Annotated in this window: 12 protein-coding genes and 1 pseudogene; 4 read left to right on the forward strand and 9 right to left on the reverse strand. The window is 69.6% G+C overall.

From position 1 onward, the window contains the following. Positions 1 to 102: 102 nt before the first annotated feature. The 8 genes from ACZ5D2_RS38490 to ACZ5D2_RS38525 all read right to left on the reverse strand — a co-directional run bounded on the left by ACZ5D2_RS38490 (position 103) and on the right by ACZ5D2_RS38525 (position 9,014). On the reverse strand, positions 103 to 939 hold the full coding sequence (locus ACZ5D2_RS38490; protein ID WP_030241667.1) for a class II fructose-bisphosphate aldolase: 837 nt from the start codon (positions 937 to 939) through the stop codon (positions 103 to 105). Next, positions 920 to 1,858, reverse strand: coding sequence for a 1-phosphofructokinase family hexose kinase (locus ACZ5D2_RS38495; protein ID WP_468936080.1), 939 nt, complete (start codon positions 1,856 to 1,858; stop codon positions 920 to 922). The genes ACZ5D2_RS38490 and ACZ5D2_RS38495 overlap by 20 nt, the downstream gene beginning before the upstream one ends. Next, entirely contained in the window at positions 1,855 to 2,844 is a 990-nt protein-coding gene (locus tag ACZ5D2_RS38500; protein ID WP_371681035.1) for an ROK family protein, read from the reverse strand. The genes ACZ5D2_RS38495 and ACZ5D2_RS38500 overlap by 4 nt, the downstream gene beginning before the upstream one ends. After that, positions 2,837 to 3,799 carry an SIS domain-containing protein gene (locus ACZ5D2_RS38505; protein WP_285543965.1) on the reverse strand — a complete coding sequence of 321 codons (963 nt, stop codon included), beginning with the start codon at positions 3,797 to 3,799 and terminating at the stop codon, positions 2,837 to 2,839. Before ACZ5D2_RS38505 ends, ACZ5D2_RS38500 begins: the two co-directional genes overlap by 8 nt. A 77-nt stretch (positions 3,800 to 3,876) precedes the next feature. Next, positions 3,877 to 5,730, reverse strand: a complete 1,854-nt coding sequence (locus tag ACZ5D2_RS38510) for a glycoside hydrolase family 35 protein (protein WP_371681036.1) — start codon at positions 5,728 to 5,730, stop codon at positions 3,877 to 3,879. Then, on the reverse strand, positions 5,727 to 6,626 hold the full coding sequence (locus tag ACZ5D2_RS38515; protein ID WP_351036384.1) for a carbohydrate ABC transporter permease: 900 nt from the start codon (positions 6,624 to 6,626) through the stop codon (positions 5,727 to 5,729). Before ACZ5D2_RS38515 ends, ACZ5D2_RS38510 begins: the two co-directional genes overlap by 4 nt. After that, positions 6,623 to 7,441: a carbohydrate ABC transporter permease gene (locus tag ACZ5D2_RS38520; RefSeq protein WP_100661228.1), complete on the reverse strand. Its 819-nt coding sequence runs from the start codon at positions 7,439 to 7,441 to the stop codon at positions 6,623 to 6,625. The genes ACZ5D2_RS38515 and ACZ5D2_RS38520 overlap by 4 nt, the downstream gene beginning before the upstream one ends. A gap of 277 nt (positions 7,442 to 7,718) precedes the next feature. Continuing rightward, positions 7,719 to 9,014: an ABC transporter substrate-binding protein gene (locus ACZ5D2_RS38525; protein ID WP_285543969.1), complete on the reverse strand. Its 1,296-nt coding sequence runs from the start codon at positions 9,012 to 9,014 to the stop codon at positions 7,719 to 7,721. A gap of 275 nt (positions 9,015 to 9,289) precedes the next feature. Between ACZ5D2_RS38525 and ACZ5D2_RS38530 the strand changes: the two genes are divergently transcribed. Together ACZ5D2_RS38530 and ACZ5D2_RS38535 are read left to right on the forward strand one after the other, a co-directional pair. After that, positions 9,290 to 10,279 carry a LacI family DNA-binding transcriptional regulator gene (locus ACZ5D2_RS38530; protein WP_285529444.1) on the forward strand — a complete coding sequence of 330 codons (990 nt, stop codon included), beginning with the start codon at positions 9,290 to 9,292 and terminating at the stop codon, positions 10,277 to 10,279. Between the two features lie 164 nt (positions 10,280 to 10,443). After that, positions 10,444 to 11,025 carry a hypothetical protein gene (locus ACZ5D2_RS38535; RefSeq protein ID WP_468936096.1) on the forward strand — a complete coding sequence of 194 codons (582 nt, stop codon included), beginning with the start codon at positions 10,444 to 10,446 and terminating at the stop codon, positions 11,023 to 11,025. On the opposite strand, the pseudogene ACZ5D2_RS38540 reads toward ACZ5D2_RS38535, so the two are convergent. Beyond that, a pseudogene (locus ACZ5D2_RS38540) lies at positions 10,994 to 11,823 on the reverse strand (IS5 family transposase). The gene ACZ5D2_RS38535 and the pseudogene ACZ5D2_RS38540 sit on opposite strands and share 32 nt — an antisense overlap. A gap of 1,330 nt (positions 11,824 to 13,153) precedes the next feature. On the opposite strand from ACZ5D2_RS38540, the gene ACZ5D2_RS38545 reads away from it, so the two are divergent. Both ACZ5D2_RS38545 and ACZ5D2_RS38550 read left to right on the forward strand, forming a co-directional pair. Then, complete coding sequence (locus ACZ5D2_RS38545) at positions 13,154 to 13,633, forward strand: hypothetical protein (protein WP_468936099.1); 480 nt, start codon at positions 13,154 to 13,156, stop codon at positions 13,631 to 13,633. Between the two features lie 112 nt (positions 13,634 to 13,745). After that, on the forward strand, positions 13,746 to 14,498 hold the full coding sequence (locus ACZ5D2_RS38550; RefSeq protein ID WP_468936102.1) for a transposase family protein: 753 nt from the start codon (positions 13,746 to 13,748) through the stop codon (positions 14,496 to 14,498). Positions 14,499 to 14,643 lie beyond the last annotated feature (145 nt).

A 14,643-nucleotide genomic window follows, 5' to 3' on the forward strand; every position in this document is an offset into this window, starting at 1 on the left:
ACGGCGGTTGTGCTCGGGACTGCTGCGAGGCGGCCCGAGTGGGGTGCTCCGCGCCCCGGGGCAGGACGACACGGGGCGCGGAGCAGTGTGGGGGGCGGGTCCTCAGACGCCCGCCAGAACGTTCAGGAGGCGCGCGACTTCCGCCGCGACCTCCTCACGGGCCGGGCCGAGGTACTTGCGGGAGTCGCTGACCGCGGGCTGACGGTGGAGTTCCCGCCGGACGGTCGCGGAGAAGATGCCGTTGAGGTGGGTGGAGATGTTGACCTTCGTCATCCCCGCCGACACGGCTTTGGCGAGGTCCGCGTCCGAGACGCCCGACGAACCGTGGAGGACCAGCGGCACGCGGGTGGCGCTGCGCAGCCGCGCGATCAGGTCGAAGTCCAGTACGGCGTCGCGGGTGGCCATCGCGTGGGAGCTGCCGACCGCCACTGCCAGGCAGTCCACCGCGGTCGCCGCGGCGAACTCCCGGGCCTCCGCGGGGTCGGTGCGGACACCGGGGGCGTGCGCGCCGTTCTTGCCGCCTACCTCGCCCAGCTCCGCCTCGACGAGAACGTCGGCCCGGTGCCCGTACTCGGTGACCGCCCGGGTGGCCGCGACGTTCTGCCCGTACGGCAGCTTGGAGGCGTCGAACATCACGGAGGTGAAGCCGAGGCGAACGGCTTCGTGCACCAGGTCCTCGGACTCGGCGTGGTCCAGATGCACGGCCACGGGCACCGTCGCCTGCTCGGCCAGAGCGAGTGCGGCGCGGCCGATCGGTGCGAGGGAGCCGTGGTAGCGGATGGTGTTCTCGCTGATCTGGAGGATCACGGGCAGGTTCGCCCGGTGTGCTCCGTCCACGATGGCTTCGGCGTGCTCGAGCTGGACGACGTTGAACGCTCCGACCCCCCGGTTCAGGGCGTACGCGGGGCCGATGATGTCGTCAGTGGCTGTCAGCGGCATGGGGCCTCTCCACACTCACGGTTGCGGTCGTACGGAACTGGTCGTAGAGGTCGCGGAGGAAGTCGCCCGCGAGGGGTGCCGGGACGGCGGCCGCGGACAGCGCGACGGCGTCCCGCAGGAGGTCTGGCCAGGGCAGGCCCGTCGCGAGACCGGCTGCGAGCGCGGCGACGCAGGCGTCACCCGCGCCGGTCGGGTTGCCGCGCAGCTGGGCGGGCGGAAGGGTGCGGTAGCGCCCCTCCGGGGTGACGGCGTGCAGGCCCTGGGGGCCGTCGGAGGCGACGACCGTCCGAGCGCCGCGCGCCTGGAGTTCCGCGGCCGCGTCGGCGACATCGGACCGTCCGGTGACTTCGCGGATCTCCGCCGCGTTCGGCTTGATCACGTCCGGGCCGGCGTCCAGCGCGGCGAGCAGGGCGGCGCCGCTGGTGTCGAGGACGGTCACGGCCCCGGCGTCACGGGCCGTCGCCAGCAGTCCGGCGTAACTGTCGCACGGCAGACCCGGCGGGAGGCTGCCGGCAAGAACGACGACGTCGGCCCGGGCGGCGAGTTCGGCGAACCGCCGTGTGAAGGCCCGCCATGACTGCGGGTCGACGTGCGGCCCGGGCGGGTTGAACACGGTGGCGTCCCCGTTGCGTTCGGAGACGACGGTGATGGTCTTGCGGGATTCACCCCGTACGGGGACCAGTGCGTCCTTGAGGCCGGACGCCCGCAGGTCCTCGCGGAGGATCCGGCCGGTCGTCCCTCCCACCAGACCCGTGGCGAGCACCGGGTGGCGCAGTGCCGCCAGGACCCGCGCCACGTTGATGCCCTTGCCGCCGGCCCGCTCGACGGGCTGCGTGACGCGGTGGGAGGCATGGGGGGTCACCTCGTCGACGAAGTAGGTGACGTCCAGGGCGGCGTTCAGGGTGACCGTGAGGATCACAGTGCTCCTCCGGCCGGGTCGGCCACCAGCTCGACCGGCCTGCCGGCCGCTGGGTCGGCGTCGGCGGCTTCCCAGCCGAGCAGGCCGGCTCCGAGGCAGCCGGCCTGCTCCCCGAGAGCCGCCCGGACCAGCTCCGGTCGCCGGTGACAGCTCAGGCGGCGGTCCAGCGCGATGCGCAGGGGGTCGATCAGGAGGCCGCCGGCCTGGGACAGGCCCCCGCCGACCACGATCACTTCCGGAGCGAGGACCGCGGCGCACGCGGCGAATGCTTCCGCCAGCGCCTCGACGGCGCGCTCCCACACACGGCACGCCACCGGATCGGCACGCGCCACGAGAGCCGCGACCTCCTCGGCCCCCTCGACCTCATGCCCAGACCGGGCGGCGTAGGCGGCGGCGATCGCGCGGGCCGAGGCCACCGCCTCCAGGCAGCCCCTCATGCCGCACGCGCACTGCTCGGCTCCGGGGGCGACCGTCAGGTGTCCGATTTCTCCGGCGTATCCGCACGCACGGAGCGGACGGCCTTCGACCAGGAGGGCGGCGGAGATTCCCGTGCCGATGGCCACGAAGAGGGCGTCGTCGAAGCCGCGGGCTGCGCCGAGCCTGCTCTCCGCCGTGCCGCCGGCGCGGACGTCGTGGCCGATCCGGACCGGGAGTCCCGTCGCGTCCGTGAGTACCGCGGCCAGGGGCAGGTCGTACCAGCCGAGGTTGACCGAGTGCACCGCGCGCTGCGTGGGCTCGTCGACGATGCCCGGGACCACGATGCCCGCGGCGACGGGTTCCACGCCGATGCCGACCGCCGCCCCCGCCAGGTCGCGCAGCAACCAGGTGATCGCGTCCACCGTGGCTTCATGGCCTTGGCGCCGCGGGGTCGAGCTGCGCAGGGTCGCCAGCGGCCGCATGGTGCGGTCGAGGAGCGCGCCCTTCATCGACGTGCCGCCGACGTCCAGAGCGATCACGCAGGTGCGGCTGCCGGCATGCTCAGGCATGCGCGCCGGCCAGCACCACGGAGCGGCTCAGGGCACGGGGCCGGTCCGGGTCGAGCCCCCGTGCGCCGGCCAGGTGGACGGCCAGGCGCTGGGCCCGTACGAGGTCGGACAGCGGGTCCAGATCGCCGGCCGCGTCGCCGGATTCGGCGACATAGGCGACGCCGGTACGGGCGACGTCGTCCGCGAGGCCGTGCGGTGCGGGGCCGAAGACCCAGGTGCCGCGGCCGGGGCGGGCGATGCTGATGGGGCCGTGGCGGTACTCCATCGCCGGGTATGCCTCCGTCCAGGCGCCGGCCGCCTCCCGCATCTTCAGCCCCGCCTCCAGCGCAAGGCCGTAGGCCCAGCCATCGCCCAGGAAGGTGATCTGCTCCGCTGCGCACATCTCCTCGGGCAGCGGTGCGGCCACGGCCCGTTCGGCGTCCGCGGCGGCCTGCGCGATCGTACGCACTCCCCGGGGCAGCGGGCCGCCGCTCTCCAGGTGGGCACGCAGAAGGGCGAGTGTCGTCGTGGCGAACCTGGTCTGCACGACCGACTTCTCGTCGGCGTAGGCGAGTTCGATGACGCCGTCGGCAACGTCGGCCACCGGGGTGCCTGCGTCGGCGGTGACGGCGGTGACCGGCGCCTGCCCGCGCAGCCTGGCCAGGAGGTCCAGGACTTCGGTGGTGGTGCCCGAGCGGGTCAGCGCCACGATGCGGTCGTAGCGGCGGCCCGCGGGGAACCGGGAGGCGGCGAAGGAGTCCGTCTCGCCTTGACCGGCCCGCTCGCGCAGTTCGGCGTAGGCCAGGGCCATGAACCAGGAGGTTCCGCAGCCGACGACGGCCACGCGCTCACCGAGCCGGGGCAGGACGTCCTGGTGGTCGGTGACCGAGGCGGCCGCCCTGCGCCAGCAGTCCGGCTGGGAGGCGATCTCGCGTGAGGTGTGGGAGGTGTGTGCGGAGCCCGGGGGAGTGGACATCGGTGCTGGATTCCTTCGAGGTGTTGCGCGGTTGCTGAATCGACCGCGCGAGGGGTGTGGGGGAGCGGCGTCGGCGCTCAGTCGAACGTCTCGATGTACTCCTCGCAGGGCCCGAGGTCGGGCGCGTCCACGAGGTCGACATGGTGGCCGAAGCGGTCGAGTTCCAGGATCGTCAGGAGGTTGTCCCCCGTGCGCAGCAGCGGACGGGGAAGGTACAGGGTCGTCTGCGGGCCCACGTCCCAGTAGCGGCCGAGCAGGGTGTCGTTGACCCAGACGAAGCCCTTGCCGAAGCCGGGCAGGCTCAGGAAGGTGTCGGCGGGCTCATCGACGTGCAGGCGTGCGGTGGCGATGCCGCGGCTGTCGGCGGACTCGGCGGCCGTGCCGGCGCGCGTGAGTTCCTCGGCGGTCCACTCGTCGAGCGGCAGGGGGTACATGGACCATCCGTGGACGAGCCGCCGCTCCACGCGGACCCCGCCCAGAATGCCCTTCCCCTGTCCCAGCAGGGGGCCGTAGTTGATGCGTCCCTGGTTCTCCACCAGCAGGTCGAGTTGGATCGCCGCGCCCGTGCCGGTGACGCCGAAGGACGCTGTCGGCCGGTCCAGGACGGTGACGAGGGAGCCGTCGACGAAGACCTGTGCGCGGTCGTGGAGGCCGGTGACCGTCACCTCGTGGGTGCCGGGCGGTACGACCGGGTGCGCGGTGTAGAGCACGAGGCCGGAAGCTTGGCCGAGCTCCTCGAAACTCAGCGGGTTGGCGGCGTGCACGGGCGTCGACACCGACCTCAGTGCAGCCGGCAGCGCGGATCCGCGGTGTACGGGGAGGGTGGCGGGCTCCAACAGGGGCGGGTCGTCCGGCGGCTCGGGGACGGGCCGTGTGCTGTGGGGGGCGAGCTTCTCGCGCAGCGCGTAGAACTTGCTGGTGAGCGCGCCGTGTTCGGCCACTGGGGCGTCGGAGTCGTAGCTGGTGATGGTCGGCTGGAGGGCCGTGCCGTCGTGGTTCGCGCCGGCCCACAGCCCGAAGTTGGTGCCGCCGTGTGCCATGTACAGGCTCAGCGACCCGCCTTGGGCCAGGATGCCGTCGACGTCGTCGGCGGCGTTCGAAGGGGATCGGACGTGGTGCTTCTCGCCCCAGTGGTCGAACCAGCCGTTCCAGAACTCGGCGCAGAGGAAGGGCTCGTCGGCGCGGCGTGAACGCAGCAGCCCGGCAGCCTGGTCGGGGCGTGACCCGAACGTGGCGGCCGCGAGTTCGCCGGGAAGGGTGCCGCCGTCGAGCATCAGCGGTGTGGGCCCGTCCGCGGTGAACAGGAGCTCGCGGACGCCGCGTGTTGCCAGGGCGTCGCGCAGCCAGCGCATGTAGGTGTGGTCGTCGCCGTAGCTGCCGTACTCGTTCTCGATCTGCACGGCCACGACCGGGCCGTCGTGTGCCGCCTGGTGGTCGGCGACGAGCGGGATCAATACGTCGAACCAGCGTCCGACCTCGTCGAGGAACTCGCGGTGGCTGCTCCTGGGCCGCATGCCGGGCCGTCCGGTCAGCCAGGCGGGCAGGCCGCCGTTGTCCCATTCGGCGCAGATGTACGGGCCGGGGCGGACGATGACGTCGAGGCCGGTTTCCTCGGCGAGCCGGAGGAACCGCGGCAGGTCACGCCAGCCGTCGAAGCGGATGTCACCGCGTCTGCGCTCGTGGAAGTTCCACGGCACGTAGGCGTCCACGGTGTTGAGGCCGAGTGCGGCGACGCGCCGGAGGCGGTCGGCCCATTGCTCCGGGTGGACGCGGAAGTAGTGCAGGGAGCCGGACAGGACCCGGTGGGGCTGCCCGTGGCGCAGGAAGGCGCCGTCGGCCCAGCTCAGCACGGGCTGCGTGACGAGCGCGTCGGTGACGGGGGCGGGGCGGGCGGTGCCGGCGGACTCGGTGGTGAGGGCGGGAGGGGTCATTTGACGGCTCCGGCGGTCATGCCCGCGCGCCAGAAGCGCTGGAGCGCGAGGAAGGCGATCAGAAGCGGGGCGATGGAGACCAGGGACCCGATGACGACGAGGGGCGGTGGTACGGCGACGTGGCTGGCGTTCCAGGCGACGAGACCGACCGTGACCGGCTGCAGCCGGTCGTCTCCCAGGACCATGGCGGGCAGCAGGTAGTTGTTCCAGATCTCGACGAACTGGAACAGGAAGATCGTGACGAGGGCAGGGAGCATCATCCGCACCCCGATCGTGCGGAAGATGCGGAACTCACCCGCGCCGTCGAGACGGCCGGCTTCGAGGACCTCGTCGGGCACGCTCTGCTCGGCGAAGACGCGCGCCAGGTAGACGCCGAAAGGGCTGACGACGCTCGGCAGCAGGACCGCCAGAGGGTTGTCGATCAGGTGAACGCCCGAGAACATCAGGTACAGCGGCAGAGTGAACAGCACCTTGGGCACGAGGACGGCTGCCAGGACCAGGGAGAACAGAGTTCCGCGGCCGGGGAAGTCGTACTTGGCCAGGGCGTACCCGGTCAGGGCGGAGAAGACGGTGCCGATGAGCGCGCCGACGCCGCAGTACAGAACGCTGTTGAGCATCCAGCGCCAGAAGATGCCGTCGTCCTGGCTGCTGAGCCGGGCGACGTTGTCGAACAGGCCGAAGCCGTCGAACCACAGGCCGCTGCCACTGAACTGCTCCCCGAAGGGTTTGGTCGCAGACACCAGCAGCCACCACAGCGGGAAGAGGAAGTAGAACGCGGACAGCCCCAGCAGGGCGAGTACGGTGACGCGGCCGGCCGGGCGCGTCTCGCGGCGGGGTCCGATCCGCTTGGGCGCCGGCGAGGGGGCGGGAACGGGGGCAGGGATCACCGTGGTCATGCCTGGTCTCCTCGGCGGGTCAGCTTGAAGAAGATGAGCGACACCAGGCCCACGGCGACCGCGAGCAGGACCGACTGGGCTGCCGCGTAAGGGTAGTTGCCCGCTGCGACCGCGCTCTGTGCCGACATCAGAGGCGTGAAGGCGGAGGAGATCGAACCGCCGGAGACCGGCTGCAGCACGGTCGGCTCGTTGAACAGCTGGGCCGATCCGATGATCGAGAACACCGTGGTGAGCACCAGCGCGCCCCGTACCGCGGGGATCTTGATGCTCCAGGCGATCCGCAGGGCGGAGGCTCCGTCCATCCGGGCGGCTTCCAGGACCTCGGCGGGGATGGACTGCAGGGCCGCATAGATGATGATCATGTTGTAGCCGGCCCAGCTCCAGGTGACGATGTTGGCCACCGACCACAGCACGATGTCGTCGTCGAAGAACGGGATGGTGACGGAGAACGGTTCGAGCAGCCGGTTGAGCGGGCTGGACGTCGAGGAGTACATGAACGACCACACGAGTGCGGCACTGACGCCGGGGATCGCGTAGGGGATGAAGCTCGTCAGTCGGAAGAAGCCCCGGCCCCGCGCCGACTTGGAGTCGATGAGCAGGGCCAGCACCAGTGCCACTGCCAGCATGAGCGGCACCTGTACGACGCCGAACAGGGCCACGCGGCCGAGCGAGGCCGTGAACGATCCGTCGTGCACGGCGCGCACGTAGTTGTCCAGAGGGGCGAAGACCTCCGTCGGGGCGGTCAGGCCCAGACCCGACCGGCGGACGGTGAAAAGACTGTTGTAGGCCGCGTACAGGATCGGTGCGATGTACATGGCCACGAACAGGGCGACGAACGGGGCGCAGAAGAGCAACGGGCTCAGAGGCCGCGGGCGCCCGGAGAGGGCTCCGCGTGCGGGCCGGGACGGAGCGGCGGCCGCCGGGCGCCGTCCGGTTGCGCGTACCGAAGGGGAGGCTTGGGTCACGAACGGGGTCCTCACTGTGGTTCGCCCCGCCGGCCGGCGAGTCAACGGCGGGGCGACTGCTTGCACTTGCTGATGGCGGGGCGGGGGCGAGAGGTATCCCTGTCGCGTCCCCGCCCCGGCGACAGTGCTACTGCGCGACCGCCAGGCCCTGCTTGCGCATTTCGGCCAGGGTCGAGTCCTGAGCGTGGCCCAGGGCCTGCGCGATGGTTCCCTTTCCGGTCCACGCCTTGCCGAGGCCGTCATTGAGGTCCGCGACCGTGGAGGTCATCAGCGGGCCCCAGGTCCACCCGGGGTCGACGTCGGGCGCGGCCGCGGCGAAGACGTCGTAGATCTGCTGGCCGCCGAAGTAGGGGTCGGCCTTCAGCTGCGGCAGGTGGAGCAGATCGTTCGCTGCGGGATAGAGCGAAGCCTTCTCGACCAGCGTGCCGAACGCCTGCTTGTCGGTTCCCAGCCAGTGGGCGAACTCCCATGCAGCCGCGGTGTTCTCGCAGCCCTTGAGCACGGCCGTGGCCGATCCGCCCGCGTTGCCGACCTTCTTGTCGCCCTCCTGCCACTGCGGCATGGGGGCGACGGCCCACTGCCCGTCCCCGTCCTTGGCGCCGCCCTTGATGACTCCCGCCTGCCACACCGCCCCCACGACCGTGGCGATGTCGCCGTTGCCCAGCCCCGTGTACCACGCCTGGTCGTACATGGGGGCGCTGCTGATCAGGCCGTCGTTCGCGAGGCCCTGCCAGTAGTCCGCGACCTTCTTGTTCTCCGCGGAGGCCATGTTGACCTTCCAGGCGTCCTTGTCGACGCCGAACCAGTCGGCGCCGGCCTGCCAGGCGAGCCCGGCGTAGTCGTAGTCGAGGTAGGGCGAGGAGATGAACCGCTTGGGGTCGGAGGCGTGGATCTTCTCCCCCGCGGCGCGATACTCGGCCCAGGTGGTCGGGGGCTTCAGACCGAGCGAGTCGAACAGCTTCTTGTTGTAGAAGAGGGCCATGGGGCCGGTGTCCACCGGAGCTCCGTAGACGGCCTTGCCGAGACTCACCGCGTTCCAGGCGGCGCTCTGGTACTCCTGCTTGGCGGAGCCGGCGTGCTTCGACACGTCCTGGAGGGCGCCCTGGGCGGCGAAGCTGGGCATCGTCTCGTACCCCACCTGGGCCAGGCAGGGTGCGTTGCCCGCCTTCACGGCGTTCAGCATCTTCTGGTAGCCACCCTTCGCCCCGGGCTGCACCGTTTGGTAGGTGACCTTGATGTCCGGGTGGCCTGCGTTGAAGGCGTTGACGGCGTCCTCGTAGCCGGGGGCCCATCCCCAGAATGTTATCGATGCCTTTCCGGAGGCCGATGGGGTGCCGGACGCCGACCCCGAGCAGCCGGTGGCCGCAAAGGCGAGGGTGAGGACTCCCGCCGCTCCCACAAAACGGATGAAACTACGCTTCACAGCTCCTCCTGAGTGCCGTGGCAGGCAACGGAGACGTCCTGCACGGGGGGCCGCCTGTCCGACGGGGCACACCGACGGTGTCGTCCGCCCGGTGTGCTGGCCGAAACTATGGCAGAGAATGTTATCGATGCCAATAGGAGGTAGCGGTTGGTGTCCTGGCCAGTGAAACTGCACGTGAACAGCCATGTGAGCGATATCATTGACCAGGTCGGACAGAAGAAAGGGATCCCATGGCGAAGAGCGGTGACACCCACAGCGGAGCGCGCCCCCCGGGCATGGTGGACGTTGCCCGGGTTGCGGGCGTGTCCGCGCAGACCGTCTCGCGCGCGCTCGCCGGCCACCCCAACGTGCAGGAGAAGACGCGCGCGAAGGTCTTGGCGGCGGTCGACCAGCTCGGCTACCGCCGCAACAACGCCGCGCGGATGCTCTCGTCGGGCCGGAGCCGGAGCATCGGCGTCGTGACCCTCCAGACGAGCTTCTACTCCAGGGCCGCCGTAACCTCCGGCATCGAGAAGGCTGCCCATGAGGCCGGCTACGCCGTCAGCGCCGCCACCACCGCCTCGCTGGACACCTCCGCCATCGAGAACGCGCTCTCCCGGCTCGCTGACCAGGACGTCGAAGGGATCATCCTCTCGGTGCCGCTCATTCATACCAGCAGCAGGATCGAGCAGCTCACCCGCTCCACGCCCACCGTCACCATCGACGGCTCGCGCACCGACGCGACCGAGGTCCTCGCGATCGACCAGGTCCAGGCCGCTCGCATCGCCACCCAGCACCTGCTGGACCTCGGACACGAGACGGTGTGGCACATCACCGGCCCCGTGGAGTGGCTGGAATCAGCCCACCGCCGCGACGGCTGGCAATCCGCCCTCGAAAGCGCGGGCCGTGCGGTGCCGCCACCGCTGGAGGGGGACTGGTCACCCGCCTCGGGCTACCGGAACGGCCTGGTGCTCGCGCGGATCCCGGACGTCACCGCCGTTTTCGTCGCGAGCGACGAGATGGCCTTCGGGGTGATCAGGGCCCTGCACGAGGCGGGGCGGCGCGTACCGGACGACATCTCGGTTGTCGGATTCGACGACATCGAGCTCGCCGAGTACTGCTCACCCTCCCTCACCACCATCGCCCAGCCGTTCCAGCACATGGGCGCCCTCGCCGTGACCCATCTGCTCCGCCAGATCGACGCCCCCGGCCCCGTCCCCGAGCCGCGCTCGGTCGAACCGCGCCTCGTCGTACGTTCCAGCACGACCACCGCGCCCGGTCGCTGAGCCCTGATGCCTTGAGGGTGCGGACGCCGGGCTGCCGGGCGTTGAAGTCGTCGGACACGGGTGCAGGTGCAGGCGGAGGGAGCCGGCTCACGGCGTGATCTCGAGTGGTGGAGCGGTGCACAACGCGGCACTGTGCGCCGGGCACATGGGCCACGCCGGTGACTGTGCCCACAGCACGGTTCTGGTCGTGGTGGCCTGTTCATGGCGCCTCGGCCACCGCGTGCCACGAGGTCGCCCTCGGGCTGTCCGGCCGGGGCCCGGAGCCCTCCGACGCCCCGTGCACCGCCGCCGCGGCGGACTTCGAGGCCCACCGCATCGACTTGCCGGTGCCGGGTGCGAGCAGCGCGGCCGTGGTGCGCGGTGGCGCGATCGTCCTGGACATCGCGCACACCGGGACCCTCGTGGTCACTGCGGCGCGGATCGTGCTCGGCGCGCCCGTGCCCGCGGACACGACGTCGCCTGCGGATCGGCCGGGCCTGTTCCGGTACGCAGGGCGGCCCGCGCTTTCGCTGTACGCGCGCCGCCTGCCGGCCCATCTCACGCCGCGGTCGGTGTACTTCCAGAACGCCGTCCGGATGCCGCTGGCCCTGGCGGCCAGCCGGATGATCGAGGGCGTGCTCGATCTGTCCCACGGCGTGTGGACGCTGTTGGCCACCCTCACCGTGACTGCCTGTTTCGTATCACCTGTGCGGGCTAGGAGTTGTCGTCAGAGTGTCACGCCCACATCAGGAGCGACGCGAGGGTGACGGCTGCTTGGTAGGACTGGGCGGTCTTGTCGTACCTGGTCGCGATGCCGCGCCATTGCTTGAGGCGGTTGAAGCACCGTTCCACGACGTTGCGGTGCTTGTAGACCTGCTTGTTGAAAGCCGGCGGTCGGCCGCCCCGGCTGCCTCGCCGGGTTCGGTTGCGGACCTGGTCGGATCGTTCCGGGATCGTGTGCGTGATGCCGCGGCGTCGCAGCCAAGAACGGATGGCCTTCGAGCTGTAGCCCTTGTCGCCTATGACGTGGTCGGGCCTGATGCGCGGTCTGCCCGGCCCGATCCGGGGCACCCGTATCGCGTCCATCACGGCGGTGAACTGGGTACAGTCGTTGATGTTCCCGCCGGTCAGGACGAACGCGAGGGGTCGGCCCGTCCCGTCGCAGGCCAGGTGAATCTTGCTGGTCAGCCCGCCGCGGGACCGGCCGAGGGCCGGGCTGCGGAGCCCCCTTTTCGGGCCCCGGACGCGTGCTGGTGGGCACGGACAACGGTGGAGTCCACCGACACCAGCCACTCGATGTCGCCTGCCGCGTCCGCTTGCGCCTGCGCGGCCTGGAGCATCCGCTCGAATGTTCCGTCCGCCGCCCACCGGCGGAAACGGGTGTGGAGGCTGGCCCACGACCCGTACCGGTCGGGCACGTCCCGCCAGGCGACCCCGGTCCGGAACTTCCACACGATCCCGTTCAGGACCGTCCGGTCGTCCAGCCGCGGCCGCCCCAGCGCAGGCTGCGGCAGCAACGGCTGCGCGAGTTCCCACTCAGCGTCCGACAGTTCATGGCGACGTATCACCCGACCATGATCCACAACGCAAGATCACTTTGACGACAGACCCTAGGCGGCCAAGAAGCCGGTAGTCGGCGACCTGCTCGGGTTCCTGCTCTTGCAAAGGTTGCACGGTGGGTAGCTCCCCCCTGGAACATCACTGCGGCGCACCAAGGTTAGTGCCGCATGACAGTACGAGAGCCGTCTATCGCCGTCGCTGTGCTTTCGCCGCCAGCCGGTGCTGCCAAGTTCTGAGCCCGGTGGCTCAAGCCGGGTGAGGGTTGTGTTCGCCAGAGGGCCGTTGCGTGCGTGGACGGTACAAGCGGCCTCATGATGTGGGCCGTGACCACGGCCGCCGCGGCTCTGACTCTGTCGCTTCCCGCCACTGCTGTGTACGCGACCGAGCAGCCTGCGATGGTGCTGCCGGCGGGGGCCGCTGTCTGTGTGCTACCGCATGTGATGGCGGCTTCCCGATGCGAAGATGCCGAGGTTCGGCTGGGACGGCCGGAACGGTCCGTCGATGGAAACCGACGGACCGTTCCGGAATTTCCTTTGGTTAAGTTCCTGGTGGAAGGAACGTGGGCCTCAGTGCAGGTGGTAGGTCAGATGTCCGCCCGAAAATTAGGACATGGCTCGGATTCATATTGTCATTATTGGGGGCGGCGATGATCCCCGCCGACAGTAGAATCTTGATGAGTGGTATCTGCATATGTAGACCAACCGTGCCAGGGTAGCTGGTGGCAGGAGTGTCAGTTAGTCCCGAGGTGAGATCCGCCAAAGCGGACTGCAGCTGACCGGCGCTGCATCGCCATCCCACGGATACTGATGCTGACATTGTCTCGGCGTCTGGTTCGACATGGACTACCGCGCCAGCCTGGTCCTGGAATCCGGATTCTCCTTCACGAAAAGCAGGCAAGCCAGCGCGCTGGAGAGCCTGGATGGCCTGGTCCGCTAATTTATTTCGGATGGATAGAACCTCATCGGAAGCGCGGATGAACCCATACTCTGTCAAGACTTTTTCCTCCTTCTTTTGGTCAGGTGTGGTGGGCGGTAGGGCGGGGAGGCCCACCGCACCGTGATCTTATTGAGCCCTTTCCATCCTCACGCTGAGGCGTGAGAACGGCCTCGACGATCGTGGTGATGCTGCACCCACCGGGGTGAGGGCGACGCTGGCCGCTGCCGCACTTCTGATTCCACCCCCGGGGGCAGGCGCTTGGTGGCGCCCGCAGCACGCGTTGCAAGAATGCTTCCTGCACGCACGTTTCGATCTGGGGTGGGTTAGGTGGGCTGGTGGGCGGAAAGGTTCCTCCGGGACGAGGAGCGCCCTGCGTGGACATGGGCTCCATTGAAGTCCGTGGGACCCATACGGTTCGGTCAGAGCAAGGAGGAAGTCTCAGCCGCTCTGGGCGAGCCGATCACAGCGTGGGATACCAAGAAGTACGCACGATGGTGTCCCTTCGACGGGGTTGGCATCGACACCTACTACGACCAGGAGACGCAGACCCTGGCTGCAGTAGCCGTCGACGCCTGCCGGGGCCCGCAGGTCAGCCTCGATGGTGTCCCTCTGGTTGGTCGGCTGCCGTCGGAACTCGCACCCTGGATCGACAAGACCGCGTCAACACTTGAGGATCCGAATCTGCCCGAGTACGTCGATGGCCTGCGCTTCGGGAGCCGCGGGGAGCCGTATCTCCTCAGCCTGGGATTGGTCCTGCGCTGCCAGCAGAACGGAGACCACGTCCGCTGTCGTCCTGTATTTCTCGCGCCTCAGTGGGCCATGCGTGGCCAGGAATGGATCGAGGACTTGATCCCCGACAGGGAGTGGCTGACGTACTGAGCTGTTTTGACCCGACGGAAGGTTGGACGTGCGGCCCCAGCGGCGGAGATGAAGAAGGCTCCTGGTAGACGGGTTTCACGACCATGATCACCAGTCCGCCAGGAGCTTTCGCGTGCTTGTCTACCCGTCCGCCATCGATCTGTCCAGCCGCACCTTGCGCCACCTCTCCGGTCTTCTTGCAGGTCACCGCCGCCGCATCGGCTCCCGCTGGCGTCGCCTGACCTGCGGCCGGCAGGCCCTGCTTGTAATGGCTCACCTGCGATGCGGCGATACCTACGCGCGCCTCGCAGCAGGCTTCCACATCGGGATCGCCACGGCCTACCGCTACATACGTGAGACCGTCGACCTCTTGGCCGCCCTCGCGCCCACGCTGGAACAGGCCATGGAGACCGTGCGGAAGAAGGCGTACGTGATCCTCGACGGCACCGTGCTGCCCATCGACCGCATCGCCGCCGACCGCCCGTACTACTCGGGGAAGAAGAAGCACCACGGGATGAACGTGCAGGTCCTCGCCGATCCAGCCGGCCGTCTCATCTGGGCCTCGGACGCACTACCCGGGTCCGTGCACGATCTGACCGCGGCCCGGACACACGACATCCTCGCCACCCTCGCTGCCGACGCCATCAAGTGCTGGGCCGACAAGGCGTACCAGGGTGCAGGTCCTGCGGTCCGCGTCCCCTTCCGGGGCAAGAATCTGCGGGGCTGGCGCCGACATCACAACCGAGATCACGCCAAGATCCGCGGCCTCGGCGAGCGTGCCATGGCCACTCTCAAATGCTGGCGGCTTCTGCGGAAGCTCCGCTGCAGTACCACCCGGATCACTGCCATCGTCCGAGCCGTCGTTGCCCTGGAACTTGCCGTCTGATCAAGACGAAAAGGGCTCAGTGGGGCAGGGCTTGCGACGCGCGGTATCACCTTGCGACGGGTGGTCTCACGCGGCCGAGGCCACTGCGGCTCAGATGCAGTGGTCAGCCGAATGTTCCGTCCTCGCGGTCGGTGAAGGATTCACA

It is taken from the genome of Streptomyces sp. NPDC031479 (assembly GCF_055581065.1).

Excerpts from the sequence above, each read along its gene's own strand:
- ACZ5D2_RS38500 (WP_371681035.1), bottom strand. The coding sequence starts at position 2,844 with ATGCCTGAGCATGCCGGCAGCCGCACCTGCGTGATCGCTCTGGACGTC.
- ACZ5D2_RS38490 (WP_030241667.1), bottom strand. The coding sequence starts at position 939 with ATGCCGCTGACAGCCACTGACGACATCATCGGCCCCGCGTACGCCCTG.
- ACZ5D2_RS38510 (WP_371681036.1), bottom strand. The coding sequence starts at position 5,730 with ATGACCCCTCCCGCCCTCACCACCGAGTCCGCCGGCACCGCCCGCCCC.
- ACZ5D2_RS38530 (WP_285529444.1), top strand. The coding sequence starts at position 9,290 with ATGGTGGACGTTGCCCGGGTTGCGGGCGTGTCCGCGCAGACCGTCTCG.
- ACZ5D2_RS38515 (WP_351036384.1), bottom strand. The coding sequence starts at position 6,626 with ATGACCACGGTGATCCCTGCCCCCGTTCCCGCCCCCTCGCCGGCGCCC.
- ACZ5D2_RS38505 (WP_285543965.1), bottom strand. The coding sequence starts at position 3,799 with ATGTCCACTCCCCCGGGCTCCGCACACACCTCCCACACCTCACGCGAG.
- ACZ5D2_RS38520 (WP_100661228.1), bottom strand. The coding sequence starts at position 7,441 with ATGTACATCGCACCGATCCTGTACGCGGCCTACAACAGTCTTTTCACC.